Raw genomic sequence first — 13,680 nt, 5'->3', positions numbered from 1 at the left:
GATCCGATCATGGCGGACGCCCCGCACTGGGGCGTCCGCCTCGTTGCGTCCGCTTTGCCTACCCCATGATCATGCGAATACTCCTCCGCACCGTCCTGCTCGCGGGCCTGGTCCTCGGCGCCTACGCCCTGGGCGGCCCCTGGTTCAAGAACATGCTGTACGCCATGCGCCTGGCGTCGATGCCGGCCGCGCAGTCGGTACCGGTGCCGGTACGCGGCGTCGCTCCGCGCGCGCTGGCCGATACCTGGGGTGGCGCGCGCGGCGGCGGGCGCAAACACGAGGGCATCGACATCTTCGCCAGGCGCGGCACGCCCGTGATCTCGGCCACGGAAGGCATCGTCATGCGCGTCGGCAGCAACCGGCTGGGCGGCCAGGTGGTATGGGTGCTCGGTCCGGGCGGCCAGCGCCATTATTATGCGCACCTGGACAGCTATGCCGACATTGAAATCGGCCAGCGCGTGCGCCCCGGCACCATCCTCGGCTATGTGGGCACGACCGGCAACGCCGCCGGCACCCCGCCCCATCTCCACTACGGCATTTACGAGGCCGGCGGGGCGATCAACCCGTATCCGCTACTGCGCCCCACCACGGTGGCCGATGCCGGCCGGCCCTGAGCTGCCGCCCCGGGCGAGCCCTCGCACGGACGACGCGGACTTCCGGCTTATGCTTTAATCAAGCTCCCTACCCGATGGAGCACCGATGGATCTGCCGCCGCAACGCCCCGCCAACCCTGCCCAGCTTCCTGACCTCGATGAGGACACCCTCGCCTTCGTGCGCCGCGTCTTCCAGTACGCCCGCACCGGCGCGGCCGGCGAATTGTCCACCCTGCTCGGCCAGGGCCTGCCGCCGAACCTGCGCAACGAGCGCGGCGACAGCCTCCTGATGCTGGCCTGCTATCACGGCCACCCCGAGGCGGCGCGCGCCCTGCTGGGCGGCGGCGCCGACCCGGAAATCCTGAACGACGCCGGGCAGACGCCGCTCGCCGCCGCCGCTTTCAAGGGCGATGCCGCCTGCGTCTCCCTGCTGCTTGCGCACGGCGCCGGGGTCGACAACGCCGGCCCCAACGGGAAGACGGCGCTGATGATCGCGGCCATGTTCAACCGCGTCGAGATTGCGCGCCTGCTGCTCGAGCACGGCGCCGACGCGCTTGTCCTGGATGCGGCCGGCATGTCGATTCGCGAGGCGGCAGCGAAGATGGGCGCCCAGGACGCCGTTGCCTTGTTAGATAGCAGGGTCGAGCTGCGCTGACCTTAATGCGGCTGGCGCAGGAACTCGGTCGCCGTGCTCGCCGACATCGGCCGGCTGAACAAGAAACCCTGGAACAGGTCGCAGTCGCAGTCGGCCAGCGCCTGGTGCTGCGCGCTCGTTTCCACGCCTTCGGCGATGACGTGCATGTCGAGCTTGTGGGCCAGCGCCATGATGCCGGCGCACAGGTCGGCGTCCTTCGGGTCGTCGGCGATGTTCTTGACGAACGAGCGGTCGAGTTTGAGGTAGTTCACCGGAAGCTGGCGCAGGTAGGCCATCGAGGAAAAGCCGGTGCCGAAGTCGTCGATCGACAGCACCACGCCGCCACCGCGCAGGCGGTGCAGGATCGCAATGGCCAGGTCGGGGTCGGACATCATCATCGATTCAGTCAGTTCCATCTCGAGGCAGCCGTGCCTGATGCCGTAGGCGCGCATCAGTTCGAACACGTAATCGGGCAGCGCGGCGCTGGTCAACTGGCTGGTCGAGAGGTTGACCGAGACGGGGATCGTGCCGAGCCCGGCGCTGCGCCAGTCAGCGATCTGGCGGCAAACCTGTTCGATGACCCAGCGGCCCAGTTGCAGCAGCAGGCCGAGCTGTTCGGCCAGGGGGATGAAGTGGTCCGGCAATATCAGCCCCACGCCGGGACGGTTCCAGCGGATCAGGGCCTCGAAGCCGGCCACGCTGCCGTCGCGCCGCATCTTCGGCTGGTAGTGCAGGGCGAATTCGCTCGACCCCATGGCTGCCCGCAGGTCGCGTTCGAGTTCCACACGCTGCGCCACTGCCCCGCCCAGCTCGGGCGAATAGAAACGGTACTGGTCGCGCCCGTTATCCTTGGCCGAATACATGGCTGATTCGGCCCTGCCCAGCAGCTCGGCCGCATTGTAGCGGGCGCCCTGCGACAGGCTGATACCGGCGCTGAAGGTCAGGTGCAGCGGCTGGCGCAGCACCCCGTAGGGCTGCCCCAGGCAGGCGCGGATCGCTTCGACCTGGTCCGCCACCTCCTCGACCGACCCCGCCCCGGGCAGGGTGAACGCGAACTCGTCGCCCGACAGGCGTGCCAGGTTACCGGGCCTGACGTCGCACTGCTGCAGCCGCTGGCTGACGAGCTGGATGAGCTGGTCGCCGATACCCTGGCCGTAGTTGTTGTTGATGAACTTGAACTGGTCGAGATCGATAATCACGGCCGCCAGCCAGGTCCCGCCCAGGGTCGCCACCAGCAACTGTTCTTCCAGGTTCGACTCGAACATGGTGCGGTTGGCCAGCCCGGTGAGCGAATCGGTGATCCGTTCGTGCTCGAGGCGGCTGCGCAGGCCGCGCAGTTCGGTGATCTCCGTGGAAAAGCCGATCAGGCAGGCCGGCTGGCCCGGCAGGCGCAGCGCGACCTTGCGCGAGCGAAAATGGTGCTTGCAGCCATCGGCGCCGATGATGGTTTCCTCGCGCATGTCATCACCTTCGCCGGCCATTACCGCGCTGTCGTACTCCGTTACCCGCGCCGCCAGTTCCGGCGGCATCAGGTCGCGGTCGGTACGCCCGATCAGGTCGTCCAGTTGCCGCCCATACAGGTCCAGTACCGGCTGGTTGGCGTACAGGTAACGGCCCTCAATATCCTTCAGGTAAATGGCCGCGTCCACGTTTTCGAGAATGGTGTCGAGCAGCTCATTGCGCTCGACCAGCTGTTCGACCACACGGCGCTGCGCCGTGATGTCGCTCGAGATGCCGCACAGCCCGACCACGCGGCGCTCGGCGTCGAACAGCGGCAGCTTGACGGTGCGAAAAGTGCGGCGTTCGCCGCTGCGCAGGGTGATCAGCTCGTCGGCATCGACCTTTTCGCCTTGCAGGGCCTGGCGGTCGGTGTGGGGGGTGGCGGAGCGCGCGAGGTCCATGAAGGCGTCGTCGGTGCTTCCGAGAATCTGCGCCGCCGGGGCGCCCAGCGCGGCGGCCAGCGACTGGTTCACGAACCGATACCGTCCATCCACATCCTTGACGTAGAAGCAGGCCTCGAGCGTGTCGACGAGCGTCCACAGGTTGCGCAACTGCTCGATGCCGACCGGCTCGCCGGTATCGGTGTCAAGCGCAGTATCGGGCGCGGTGCCGGGCGCACCCGCGTCGCGGGGTGTTTCCATGCTGCCTCCCTGGGATCGGCCTGGCTGCAACGCGCGGCTGGCAAGTGGTGCCCGTTCCATGCGCCGCATGCAGTAGTGCCCCCAGTGTAGCCCGATTGCCGCCGCTTGCGGCGTGTCCGTGCCGGGAAGGCATTGCGCTTACTTGGTGACCGCCAGCACCGTGCGGCGCCCGCCCTTGAAGGTGTAGAGGGTGATGGTGCCGTCGCGGATGTCGCCGCGGGCGTCGAACGCGACCAGCCCGGTGACGCCCTTGTACTGGATGTTCGCCAGCGCCGGCAGGTATCTGGCGGGAGCCGTCGAGCCGGCCTTCGTCATCGCCTCGGCCATCGTCATCACGGCGTCGTAGGCGTAGGGCGCGTTGATTTGGACCTCGATCCCGAAACGCTTTTTATAGGCGGCGCGGAAATTGTCCATTGCTGCCTTGCCGGCCGCGTCGACGCCGCCGGCCTCGGCGCAGAACACCTGGCCGTCCGCCATCGCCCCGCCCGAGAGCTTGTGGATCTCGTCCGAGCAGATGCCGTCGCCGCCCATCATTTTCGTGTTGAAGCCGAGCTGTTTCATCTGGCGCAGCATGGGGCCGGCCACGGAGCTCATGCCGCCAAAGAAGACCAGGTCCGGTTTCGTTGCGCGGATCTTGGTCAGGATGGCATTGAAATCGGTCGCCTTGTCGTGGGTGAACTCGCGTGCGACCACCTTGGCACCCTGCTGCTGCAGGCCCTTGGCGAATTCGACCGCCAGGCCCTGGCCATAGGCGGTGCGGTCGTCGATCACGGCCACGCGCCGCGCGCCGACGTTCCTGACGGCATAGCGGCCGAGCGCCTGGCCCAGCTGCACGTCATTGGCGACCACGCGGAAGGCCGTGTTGAAACCCTGCTGCGTGTATTTCGGGCTGGTGCTCGACGGCGAAATCTGCGGGATGCCGGCCTGGTGATAGATTTTCGAGGCCGGGATCGTGGTGCCCGAGGTTTCGTGGCCGATGACGCCGTTCACCTTCGCGTCGACCAGCTTCTGGGCCACGTTGGTGGCCTGCTTCGGGTCGCCGCCGTCGTCCTCGGCCATCAGCGCGAAACGCACTTTCTTGCCGCCGATGACCGCGCCGCGGCTGTTCAGGGCCTCGATCGCCATGCGGGCGCCGTTTTCGGTGTCCTTGCCAAAATACGAGACCGGGCCGGTCACGGCGGCCGAGTGGCCGATCTTCACGACTTCCTGGGCCGATGCCAGGCCCAGGCCGGCGCTGGATGACAATAACACTGCGGCGGTGGCCACGACTGCTTGCTTCTTCATGCATTCCTCTTGATAGCGATGACGGCGGCGCCGGTTTTTCTCCGGCGCAAAGGAGCAACTATATCAAGGATGGGCGCGGGGCGTCGACCGCAAGCCCGGCCGCACGATTGACGCCACGTCCCCCGGCTCCAGGCGGGCATGGGGCATACTGGAGCCGCCGGAGGCTCGCGCATCGACAGCAGCCTCGGGCAGGTTGGCGGGTCCGCCCCGCTGTGTTCAGGGAGAGGACCATGACCAGCAAGCCGAACGGCCAGCCCGGCCACACGCAACCTGCGCACACCGCGCAACTCCGGTTCCGCACCCTGCTCTACCGTTTCATCTTCTTCGACTGGCTGTTCGCCGATGTCGGTCGCGCCTGCACACCCATCGAGCGCCACGCCGCGACCCAGCACAACCGCCGCATGAGCAAATACCTGCCGGTCTACCTGCGCCGCTGGAGTTTCCTCACCGTCCTCGATTTCGCGCTCGGCTGCCTGGTCGAGCGCGCCCTGCAGGCGACGCTGCTGTCGGCCTGGTTCTTTACCTGGTCGTGCATCACCGCGACCGGCGCCGTCGTCATCATCGTGGCCTGGATTTTCCTCGCGCAGCCGCAGCAGCCGTGACGGGCGGCCCCCGCACAGCGAACGCGACTGCCGATATAATCCTGCGCAGCCGCGCACGCCTGCCCGGCACGCCGAATCTGGAAAGCGACCCTGGAAAGCATATGAAGAAAACCCTGTCCCTGCTGCTGTTCGTGTCGAGCGCCGCGCTGGCCGACGACGCCGCCGTCCTGCAATGCCGCGCCCTGCCGGACGCCGCCAGCCGCCTTGCCTGCTACGATGCCATGCCGCTCGGCGCGACAGCGGCGACGCCGGCCGCAGCCACAGCCGTGGCGGCAAGTCCGCGCATGCCCTCGCCTGCCGCCCCTCCCGCCATTGCCGGCTTCGGCAGCGAAACTGTGAAAAAGAAGGTGGACGACCTGCCGAAGTCGATGGACAGCACCGTCGTCGGCGACTTCGAGGGCTGGGGCCCGAATACGCGCATCAGGCTGGCCAACGGCCAGGTCTGGCGCGTGATCGACGACAGCTCGGCCGTGCTGCCGCGCCGCAGCAACACGAAAGTGCGAATCGAACGCAACCTGTTCGGCACCCTGTTCCTGAGTGTTGAGGGAACCAACAGCTCGGCCAAGGTGCGCCGGGTCGAGTAGCGTGACTGCATAGCGATGAAGAAGAGCGAACGGCGCGAAGCGATCCTGGCGGCCGCCCTCGAGGTGTTCGCGGAATCGGGCTACGACCGGGCATCGATGTCCGACATCTGCGCACGTGTCGGCTACTCGAAAGCAACGCTGTACAACTATTTCGCCTCGAAGGAAGCCCTGTTCCTCGACCTGGTCGGCCCCGCGACCCAGGCCGGCCTGGACGCCGTGCACGACACCCTGGCCGCGCCGGCGCCGGACCTGAATGCCGCGCTCGAACACTTCGCGCGGACCTACCTCGCCCACAGCTTCTCGCCGCGGGTTGCCCTGCTGCGGCGCCTGCTCGTGTCGCAGGCGGGGCGCCCCGGCTTCGAAGGCGGGCATTACGATCTCGGCGCCGCGCGCACCATGGCGCTGCTGACCCGCTTCCTGAGGAGCCAGATGGACGCCGGCCGCCTGCGCGAAGCCGACCCCGCGCGGGCCGCCCTGCACCTCAAAAGCCTGCTCGAGGCCGAATGGAGCCGGCGCTATCTCTTCGAGGCGCCGCCGGCCCCGACGCCGGAACAGATCGAGCGCACCACGGCGAGCGCTCTGTCGGTCTTCATGGCGGCCTATGGCCTGCCGGGGACGGCGACGCTGGAAAAAGAATGAAACCCATCTCCAAGAACATCGGCATCGCCCTGCTGCTGTGCGCACCCTTGTCGGCCCTGGCTGCCGACCTGGTCCGCGGCGCACGCCTGTTCGGCTCGCGCTGCGCGTCCTGCCACAGCATTGGCCCCTCGGCGCACGCCGGCTTCGGACCGCACCTGAATGGCGTATTCGGCCGGCGCGCCGGCAGCGCCCCCGACTTCCGCTATTCCCCGGCGATGGCGAAGTCGAACATCGTCTGGAACGACAAGAATCTTGCCGCCTTCCTCGACGAGCCGGACGAAGTCGTACCCGGCACCAGGATGCGCTTCTGGGGCATGGGCAACGCGAACCAGGTGGCCGACCTGCTGGCATACCTGCGCAGTCACCAGGGCACGAAGGCGCGCTGAGCGGTCACGGGCCCTAACGCTTCTTTCCATGCAGCGCCTGGCGCGAGCGCTTGCGCTCCTCGGCCTTCTCGCAGCGCCGCTTCTGTTCTTCCGTTTCCGGCACCAGCGGCGGCACCGCCTGCGGCTTGCGGTTCGCGTCCACCGCGACCATCGTGAAATAGCAGCTGTTGGCGTGGCGCTGGGTGCGTTGCTGGATGTTTTCGGTGACGACGCGGATGCCGATTTCCATCGAACTCGTGCCGGTGTAGTTGACCGAGGCGAGGAAGGTCACCAGCTCGCCGACGTGGATCGGCTGCAGGAACATCACCTGGTCCACCGACAGCGTCACGACGTAGGAACCGGAATAACGGCTGGCGCAGGCATAGGCCACGCTGTCGAGGAATTTCAGGATGGTGCCGCCGTGGACGTTGCCCGAGAAGTTTGCCATGTCGGGCGTCATCAGGACCGTCATCGTCAGTTCGTGGACCGGTCGTCCTTGGTTGTCGTTCATTGCAGGTCCTAAGGTAGGTGAAGGCAGGCGCTTGAAAAAGTATTCTACGGCGATTCGCGCGTCTTTACTTTCATTTCTGCAATCACCGAGAACGACTCACTCCAGCTGGAAGCTCCCCTCGGCCGCAAGCCGGCCCTGGCAGTAGAGTGCATAGCTGCCAGGCTCGAACCCTTTCGCCAGCACGACGGTGGCGCCGAGCGGGATCGGCGCCCGGAAACGCACCGAGATCGCGGTCACGCGCTGCCCCGAGGCCTGCTCCAGTTGCGCGGCCGCCTTGCCGACCGAGTGCATGCCGTGGATGATCGGCTCGCGCAGCCCCATCAGTCGCGCCGTCCAGCGCCCCAGGTGGATCGGGTTCCAGTCACCCGAGACGCGCGCATACGCGCGCCCGGCCGAGGGCGACAGTGTCCATTCGCTGATCGTGGAACCCGGTTCGACAACCGCGGGCGCCGCGCCGCCGCGGCGCTGTCCGCGCAGCGCCAGGTACTTGCTGGTGCAGGTGAAGACGCGCGCATCGCCGCACCTGCCCTCGGTCTCGAGTGCGCAGTACACGGCGCCCGACGCGGTGGGCGGCAGCATGTCGATGCGGGTGGACAGCCGCATCGGCCCGAGCATTGGCCCGCCGTGCAGCACCAGCACGTTCTCGACATGGACCATACCGGCGATCCGGTAAGGGAAAGCGGGCGCCAGCATCGTGACCATGTGGGCGCGCTGCACGGCGAGGTAGTAATACGTGACGGGCGTGGCGCCGGGCGCGAAACCGAGCGCCGCGTTATAGCGTTCGACGTCGGCCCGCTCGAACGCATCGGCCAGGAATTCGGAGCGCAGCGGCGCCGAGGGCGCAGCACCCGTGCCATGCGGGCGCTTGAACAACGCGCGCAGCAGCAGGGCCGCCCCCATCGGCGGCAAGGACGGGGGCAGCAGCGAAGGCGCGGATTGCCCCTTGTCGAGCGAACGAAACAAGTATTCCTCCGTAAATGACCGAACAAGCATTGCTTTATCGATGGCGGCGCAATATTCACGTCACCAAAAAGCCGTGATTGGCTGATAATACTGCCTGACGACGCACTACCGCACTGTCGCGCACGCACTGACGCACATTTCGTATCCCGGAGACCGTATGAGCAATGACCGCCAATCGACCCTGTCGATCCAGAAAAGTTTGATGCCCCTTCCAACCGCCGACCGTTCGGCACTGCTTGCCAACCCCGGTTTCGGCCGCGCGTTCAGCGACCACATGGTCACGATCCGCTATACCGAAGGGCGCGGCTGGCACGACGGCAAAGTCGAGGCGCGCGGCATGCTGCCGCTCGATCCGTCGACGATGGTGCTGCACTATGCGCAGGAAATCTTCGAGGGCATGAAGGCCTATCCGCAGCCGGACGGCGGCGCTGCCCTGTTCCGCCCGGAAGCCAATGCGCGCCGCTTCCAGAAGTCCGCCACCCGCCTGGCGATGGCGCCGCTGCCGGAAGAGCTGTTCCTGGAATCCGTGCATGCGCTGGTTCTTGAGGACCGTGACTGGATCCCGCAGGCCGAAGGTTCGGCCCTGTATCTGCGCCCGTTCATGATCGCCACCGAAGCGGCGCTCGGCGTGCGCCCGGCCAACGAATATCTGTACTGCGTGTTTGCTTCGCCTGCCGGTAACTACTTCAAGGGCGGCGCCGCCGGCGTGACGCTGTGGGTGTCCGAGAACTACATCCGCGCCGCGCCCGGCGGCACCGGTGACGCCAAGTGCGGCGGCAACTACGCCGCCAGCCTGGCGGCGCAGGCCGAAGCGACCCGCGAAGGCTGCGACCAGGTCGTGTTCCTCGACGCCGTCGAGCGCAAGTGGGTCGAAGAACTGGGCGGCATGAACATCTTCTTCGTGTTCGAGGACGGCTCGATTCAGACCCCGCCGCTGACCGGCACCATCCTGCCGGGCATCACGCGCGATTCTCTGATCGTGCTGGCGCGCGACATGGGCCTGACCGTGCGCGAAGAGCAGTATGGAATCGACCAGTGGAAAGCGGACGCCGCCAGCGGCCGCCTGACCGAAGCCTTCGCCTGCGGCACCGCGGCCGTCGTTACCCCGATCGGCAAGGTCAAGGGCAAGGGTTTCGAAGCCGCCATCGGCAGCGGCGACGCAGGTCCCGTGACCACCCGCCTGAAGTCGGCCCTGCTCGACATCCAGAATGGCCGCGCCGAAGACAAGCACGGCTGGATGAAGCGCGTGTTCTAAGCATGAACGGGGCGCCATGCGGCGTCCTGCCGGCATGTGTTGCATAGGCCCAACATATGCTGGCAACCGTTTGCGAACAAGCAATTGCATCTTTATCATGTTCTCCTGCCGACCGCGGACACCTGCGCCCTCCGCATCAGAAACCAACGACAACGACATGAAAAAAATCGCACTCGCATTTTCCCTGGCTGCCGTGTCCATGCTCGGCACTGCACATGCCCAGACCTATGAAGTCGTGCAACCGATCGAAGCACGGCCGCTGCGCTTCGTGTTCGGTGCGGGCTTCACTTTTGGCGGCGACAAGCTGGCCACCGCGGTCTATGACGATGGTGTCGAGATCGATATCGATGCCGGCGCGGGCCTTGCCATGCATGTGGGCGTCGATTATCGCGTGAGCCCTCAGTTTTCGGTGCAGGGAACGGTCGGCTATCACGTCGACAGCGCCAACGCCTGGAATGGCGACCTGCGCTTCGAGCGCGTGCCCTTCGAGCTGCTCGGCTATTACCACGTGAACGACAAGGTGCGCGCGGGCGGCGGCCTGCGTTTCGTCACGAATGCGGCGCTGCGCTGCAGCGGCGCCTGCCGCTTCGGCGACACCGGGTTCGACGACACCACAAGCGCCGTCGCCGAACTGGAATACCTGTACACGCCCCGTGTCGGCTTCAAGCTGCGTTACGTGAACGAGCAGTTCAAGGAAAAGGACTGGAACTACAAGGTCAAGGGCGACCACGTCGGCCTGCTGGCGAACTTCTACTTCTGAAGCCGGGTCAAACCCTGCGACAAACCACGAGCGATCGTGGTTTTTTTATTTGGACCACATGCTCAAACTCAGCCTGGACGCCCTGCTCACCGTCGACACCATCGCGCGCCGCGGCTCCTTTGCGGCTGCCGCGAAAGAACTGTTCCGGGTGCCTTCGACGATTTCCTACACCGTCTCGAAACTCGAGGAAGACCTCGGCGTGCAGCTGTTCGAGCGTTTCGGACCGCGCGTGGTGCTCACCAAGGCCGGCGAAGAACTGCTCAAGGAAGGACGTTACCTCTTGAAAGCCGCAGGCGACCTCGAACGGCGCGTGCGGCGCGTCGCCTCCGGCTGGGAAACCGAATTCACCATCGCCCTGGATTCGATGCTCTCGCCTTGCGGCCTGATGGAGGACATCGAGGCCTTCTACCAGGTGGCCGACCAGACGCGGCTGCGCCTGATGAAGGAAGCCTTGTCCGGCACCTGGGAAGCGCTCATCGACCGCCGCGCCGACCTGCTCGTGGGCGCGGCCGGAAGCGGTCCTTCGGGCGGCGGCTACAGCGCGGTGCCGTTTGGCTCGATCGCCTTCGTGTTCGTGGTCGCGCCCGGCCATCCGCTGGCGGCGGTAGAGCACCCGCTGTCGAAGAGCGACCTCGCCGCCTGGCGCGCCGTGTCGGTCTCGGATTCGGCGCGCCACATGGCGGCGCGCACCGTCGGCCTGCTGTTCGGCCAGGACACGCTGGCCGTGCCCGACATGCAGGCCAAATACAATTTCCAGCGCGCGGGACTCGGCTTCGGCTTCCTGCCCGAACCCTGGGTACGCGCCGACATCGAACAAGGCCGCTTCATCGCCAAAGCGGTGGAAGAGCCGAAGCCGGACGAAACCTTGTACCTGGCCTGGCGCACCGGGGAAGAAGGCGCAGCGCTGGCGTGGTGGCGCGAGCGCATGGCGGACGGCGCCGCGTTTGCACGGATGGCGGCGCCGTTATAGCTCACACTGCGGACCTTTACCGCGGCAGGTCGAACAGCAGCACTTCGGCGTCCGTCGCGTCGGCGAAATTCACCGTCGCTTCGTCATCGATGCGCACCGCGTCGCCGGCCTTCAGGGCTACACCGTTCACGCTCACTGAACCGAGCGCCACGTGCACGTAGCCGATGCGCCCTGGCTGCAGTGGGAAGCTCACCGCATCGTCGCCGCCGAGGATGCCGGCATAGATCGCCGCGTTCTGGCGAATCGTCACCGAGCCTTCGCGGCCATCCTTCGAGGCCACCAGGCGCAACTGGCCGGTTTTCGACGCCGCATCGAAATGCTTCTCTTCGTAGCCGGCCGGGCCGCCAATCTCGTCAGGCTGGATCCAGATCTGCAGGAAGTGGACCGGATCGGTACGCGAACCATTGAACTCGCTGTGGACCACGCCCTTGCCGGCGCTCATGCGCTGCACATCGCCGTGGCGCAGCACCGAACCATTGCCCATGCTGTCCTTGTGCTCCAGCGCCCCGTCCAGCACATAGCTGATGATTTCCATGTCGCGGTGGCCGTGCGAGTCGAAGCCGCGACCGGCCGCCACGCGGTCCTCGTTGATCACCCGCAGCGGGCCGACGCCCATGTGGGCCGGATCCTGGTAGTGGCCGAACGAAAAGGTGTGCTTCGAGTCCAGCCAGCCGAAATTGGCGACGCCACGGTCTTCTGCTTTACGTACTTTCAACATGATGCGCTCCTTTGTTCTGGGCCATTCGAACCGTTCGAATATCGTTTGCGCTAGGGGAGAACCGGTGGTTTCCTGCGTCAAACTTGGCCGTCGTTTGCATGTGTTGAATTATGCGGTAACCAATCGCCAACAAAAAGCGAGTAATTTGCAGGGCTATCGTCGAAATTTTCGAATCTTGCTGCCGTTCAGCCGCCCCGCTTCGGCCGCGCGCTCATCTGTTCCCCGATCGCGTAGAAATGGCCGCCGGCGATGTGGTGGATGCTGCCCCACTCGCGCCCTGCCGTTTCGAAGTGCCAGTGACCGTCGTAGAACACCCGGTCGTCGGCCCATGCGGCGACCACCTCGCCAATAAAGAGGTCATAGGTCGCCTGGTTGTGCGGCTCGGGTACCAGCCTGCATTCCAGCCAGCCCGAGCAACCCGCGACGAACGGCAGCGTATCGCCGGCCAGGTGCAGCAGCTCGACGCCGGTGTCCTGCAGCTTGCTTGGCTCGTTGGCCAGGCTCCGCGTGCCCACCTCGTGCGTCAAGCGCAGCAATTTCACGGTCGGCACCTGGATCACGAAGCGGCCGCTCTTTTCGATCAGCTCGCGCGTTTTCGTCGCCTTGTCGAGCACCACGGTGAGCTTGGGCGGCGCGAAATCCAGCGCGCAGGCCCAGGCTGCGGCCATGACGTTGTCCACGCCATCGTGGTGGCTTGATACCAGGACGGTCGGCCCGTGGTTCAGCAGGCGGTAGGCTTTCTCGAGCGCGACCGGTTGAATGTGTTCGTGCATGCATTACTCCAATGTGTTCATGGCGCCGGCATTCTTTGGCCGGCGTGCTTCTCTTACTGCGCCAGGCGCGCCAGTTCGGCCTCGCTGAAGCCCGCGCGGCGGCGCGCTTCGAGGTTGAACGGGCCTTTCAGGACCGGCGCCCTGTACCTGACGACGAGTTCGTCATAGGTGGCGCGTGGTTCGAGGTCCTGCAGTTGGCACAGGTACTGATACCAGCGGTTGCCGATCTCGACATGCCCGACTTCGTCGCGCAGGATGATGTCGAGGATGGCGGCGGCCGCCAGGTCGCCGGCCTGCGCGATCTTGGCGCGCAGGGGCGGGATCGCGTCCAGCCCGCGCGCCTCCAGCGTGCGCGGCACCAGGGCCATGCGCGCGACGATGTCTTCGCGCGTCTTTTCGACCATCTCCCACAGACTGTCGTGGCCCGTGAAGTCCCCATAGGCATAGCCCAGGACGCCCAGGTGCCCGGCCAGCATCGAGAAGTGGTAGGCCTCCTCTTTCGCTACCTGCAGCCAGTCGAGGTAATAGGCGTCGGGCATGCCGGGAAAGCGCCACAGCGCGTCGAGCGCCAGGTTGACGGCGTTGAACTCGATGTGGGCAAGCGCGTGCACCAGCATGGCGCGGCCTTCGATGGTCGCCATCGAACGGCGGCCAACCAGGCGCGGGTGGACCAGCTCGGGACGCGCGGGGCGGCCGGGAATGGTGCCTGAGGTTTCCATCGCCGCCTCCGTGTCGAGGACGGCGCTGCCCTCGGCATGCGCCTGCGCCAGCGCGGCGACGCCGGCGGTTTTGGCGTGCGGGTCGGGCTCGAGCAGGCACTGCAGGGCCTGGGCGCGCAGTTCGATCGGGTGCGGCATCGTGCTATCCATCGGGGGTAAAGGCCGCAGT

The 13,680-nt window shown here is 66.3% G+C and carries 16 protein-coding genes; 9 read left to right on the top strand and 7 right to left on the bottom strand.

Features of this window, described 5'->3' with window-relative positions; genetic code table 11:
• Positions 1-71 precede the first annotated feature (71 nt).
• A complete protein-coding gene (locus tag ACFPN5_RS23255) occupies positions 72-614 on the top strand; it encodes a M23 family metallopeptidase (RefSeq protein ID WP_379786226.1) in 543 nt (180 codons plus the stop codon).
• 85 nt (positions 615-699) lie between these two features.
• A complete protein-coding gene (locus ACFPN5_RS23250) occupies positions 700-1,248 on the top strand; it encodes an ankyrin repeat domain-containing protein (RefSeq protein ID WP_379786225.1) in 549 nt (182 codons plus the stop codon).
• 2 nt (positions 1,249-1,250) lie between these two features.
• Here the strand turns inward: ACFPN5_RS23250 and ACFPN5_RS23245 are convergent, their stop codons facing one another.
• Positions 1,251-3,368: a putative bifunctional diguanylate cyclase/phosphodiesterase gene (locus tag ACFPN5_RS23245; RefSeq protein WP_379786224.1), complete on the bottom strand. Its 2,118-nt coding sequence runs from the start codon at positions 3,366-3,368 to the stop codon at positions 1,251-1,253.
• 138 nt (positions 3,369-3,506) lie between these two features.
• Complete coding sequence (locus ACFPN5_RS23240; RefSeq protein ID WP_379786223.1) at positions 3,507-4,652, bottom strand: branched-chain amino acid ABC transporter substrate-binding protein; 1,146 nt, start codon at positions 4,650-4,652, stop codon at positions 3,507-3,509.
• A 230-nt stretch (positions 4,653-4,882) separates the two neighbouring features.
• Between ACFPN5_RS23240 and ACFPN5_RS23235 the strand changes: the two genes are divergently transcribed.
• From ACFPN5_RS23235 to ACFPN5_RS23220, 4 genes are all read left to right on the top strand, one after another.
• On the top strand, positions 4,883-5,254 hold the full coding sequence (locus tag ACFPN5_RS23235) for a hypothetical protein (RefSeq protein WP_379786222.1): 372 nt from the start codon (positions 4,883-4,885) through the stop codon (positions 5,252-5,254).
• 101 nt (positions 5,255-5,355) lie between these two features.
• Entirely contained in the window at positions 5,356-5,838 is a 483-nt protein-coding gene (locus tag ACFPN5_RS23230; protein ID WP_379786221.1) for a hypothetical protein, read from the top strand.
• 15 nt (positions 5,839-5,853) lie between these two features.
• Positions 5,854-6,477 (top strand): TetR/AcrR family transcriptional regulator, encoded by a 624-nt coding sequence (locus ACFPN5_RS23225; protein WP_379786220.1) that lies wholly within the window; start codon positions 5,854-5,856, stop codon positions 6,475-6,477.
• On the top strand, positions 6,474-6,863 hold the full coding sequence (locus tag ACFPN5_RS23220) for a c-type cytochrome (RefSeq protein WP_379786219.1): 390 nt from the start codon (positions 6,474-6,476) through the stop codon (positions 6,861-6,863). Before ACFPN5_RS23225 ends, ACFPN5_RS23220 begins: the two co-directional genes overlap by 4 nt.
• 13 nt (positions 6,864-6,876) lie before the next feature.
• Here the strand turns inward: ACFPN5_RS23220 and ACFPN5_RS23215 are convergent, their stop codons facing one another.
• Entirely contained in the window at positions 6,877-7,353 is a 477-nt protein-coding gene (locus ACFPN5_RS23215) for an acyl-CoA thioesterase (protein ID WP_379786218.1), read from the bottom strand.
• A gap of 96 nt (positions 7,354-7,449) precedes the next feature.
• Positions 7,450-8,316, bottom strand: coding sequence for a MaoC/PaaZ C-terminal domain-containing protein (locus ACFPN5_RS23210; protein ID WP_379786217.1), 867 nt, complete (start codon positions 8,314-8,316; stop codon positions 7,450-7,452).
• 157 nt (positions 8,317-8,473) lie between these two features.
• Here ACFPN5_RS23210 and ACFPN5_RS23205 point away from each other — a divergent pair, with 157 nt between their 5' ends.
• The 3 genes from ACFPN5_RS23205 (at position 8,474) to ACFPN5_RS23195 (ending at position 11,301) form a co-directional block, all read left to right on the top strand.
• Positions 8,474-9,571 (top strand): branched-chain amino acid aminotransferase, encoded by a 1,098-nt coding sequence (locus ACFPN5_RS23205; RefSeq protein ID WP_379786216.1) that lies wholly within the window; start codon positions 8,474-8,476, stop codon positions 9,569-9,571.
• Positions 9,572-9,728: 157 nt separating this feature from the next.
• Complete coding sequence (locus ACFPN5_RS23200) at positions 9,729-10,331, top strand: outer membrane beta-barrel protein (protein WP_379786215.1); 603 nt, start codon at positions 9,729-9,731, stop codon at positions 10,329-10,331.
• Positions 10,332-10,389: 58 nt separating this feature from the next.
• Complete coding sequence (locus ACFPN5_RS23195; RefSeq protein WP_379786214.1) at positions 10,390-11,301, top strand: LysR substrate-binding domain-containing protein; 912 nt, start codon at positions 10,390-10,392, stop codon at positions 11,299-11,301.
• Positions 11,302-11,317: 16 nt separating this feature from the next.
• Here ACFPN5_RS23195 and ACFPN5_RS23190 read toward each other — a convergent pair whose 3' ends face one another.
• From ACFPN5_RS23190 to ACFPN5_RS23180, 3 genes are all read right to left on the bottom strand, one after another.
• Positions 11,318-12,019, bottom strand: a complete 702-nt coding sequence (locus tag ACFPN5_RS23190; RefSeq protein WP_379786213.1) for a pirin family protein — start codon at positions 12,017-12,019, stop codon at positions 11,318-11,320.
• A 185-nt stretch (positions 12,020-12,204) separates the two neighbouring features.
• On the bottom strand, positions 12,205-12,792 hold the full coding sequence (locus ACFPN5_RS23185) for a flavin reductase family protein (protein WP_379786212.1): 588 nt from the start codon (positions 12,790-12,792) through the stop codon (positions 12,205-12,207).
• Between the two features lie 53 nt (positions 12,793-12,845).
• Positions 12,846-13,649 carry a ferritin-like domain-containing protein gene (locus ACFPN5_RS23180; protein WP_379786211.1) on the bottom strand — a complete coding sequence of 268 codons (804 nt, stop codon included), beginning with the start codon at positions 13,647-13,649 and terminating at the stop codon, positions 12,846-12,848.
• Positions 13,650-13,680 lie beyond the last annotated feature (31 nt).

Source organism: Massilia niabensis (assembly GCF_042655085.1).
Classification (GTDB): Bacteria; Pseudomonadota; Gammaproteobacteria; order Burkholderiales; family Burkholderiaceae_D; genus Telluria; species Telluria niabensis.
This window is presented reverse-complemented; position numbering and strand designations above follow the sequence as displayed.

Excerpts from the sequence above, each read along its gene's own strand:
- ACFPN5_RS23255 (WP_379786226.1), top strand. The coding sequence starts at position 72 with ATGCGAATACTCCTCCGCACCGTCCTGCTCGCGGGCCTGGTCCTCGGC.
- ACFPN5_RS23250 (WP_379786225.1), top strand. The coding sequence starts at position 700 with ATGGATCTGCCGCCGCAACGCCCCGCCAACCCTGCCCAGCTTCCTGAC.
- ACFPN5_RS23245 (WP_379786224.1), bottom strand. The coding sequence starts at position 3,368 with ATGGAAACACCCCGCGACGCGGGTGCGCCCGGCACCGCGCCCGATACT.
- ACFPN5_RS23240 (WP_379786223.1), bottom strand. The coding sequence starts at position 4,652 with ATGAAGAAGCAAGCAGTCGTGGCCACCGCCGCAGTGTTATTGTCATCC.
- ACFPN5_RS23235 (WP_379786222.1), top strand. The coding sequence starts at position 4,883 with ATGACCAGCAAGCCGAACGGCCAGCCCGGCCACACGCAACCTGCGCAC.
- ACFPN5_RS23230 (WP_379786221.1), top strand. The coding sequence starts at position 5,356 with ATGAAGAAAACCCTGTCCCTGCTGCTGTTCGTGTCGAGCGCCGCGCTG.
- ACFPN5_RS23225 (WP_379786220.1), top strand. The coding sequence starts at position 5,854 with ATGAAGAAGAGCGAACGGCGCGAAGCGATCCTGGCGGCCGCCCTCGAG.
- ACFPN5_RS23220 (WP_379786219.1), top strand. The coding sequence starts at position 6,474 with ATGAAACCCATCTCCAAGAACATCGGCATCGCCCTGCTGCTGTGCGCA.
- ACFPN5_RS23215 (WP_379786218.1), bottom strand. The coding sequence starts at position 7,353 with ATGAACGACAACCAAGGACGACCGGTCCACGAACTGACGATGACGGTC.
- ACFPN5_RS23205 (WP_379786216.1), top strand. The coding sequence starts at position 8,474 with ATGAGCAATGACCGCCAATCGACCCTGTCGATCCAGAAAAGTTTGATG.
- ACFPN5_RS23200 (WP_379786215.1), top strand. The coding sequence starts at position 9,729 with ATGAAAAAAATCGCACTCGCATTTTCCCTGGCTGCCGTGTCCATGCTC.
- ACFPN5_RS23195 (WP_379786214.1), top strand. The coding sequence starts at position 10,390 with ATGCTCAAACTCAGCCTGGACGCCCTGCTCACCGTCGACACCATCGCG.
- ACFPN5_RS23190 (WP_379786213.1), bottom strand. The coding sequence starts at position 12,019 with ATGTTGAAAGTACGTAAAGCAGAAGACCGTGGCGTCGCCAATTTCGGC.
- ACFPN5_RS23185 (WP_379786212.1), bottom strand. The coding sequence starts at position 12,792 with ATGCACGAACACATTCAACCGGTCGCGCTCGAGAAAGCCTACCGCCTG.
- ACFPN5_RS23180 (WP_379786211.1), bottom strand. The coding sequence starts at position 13,649 with ATGCCGCACCCGATCGAACTGCGCGCCCAGGCCCTGCAGTGCCTGCTC.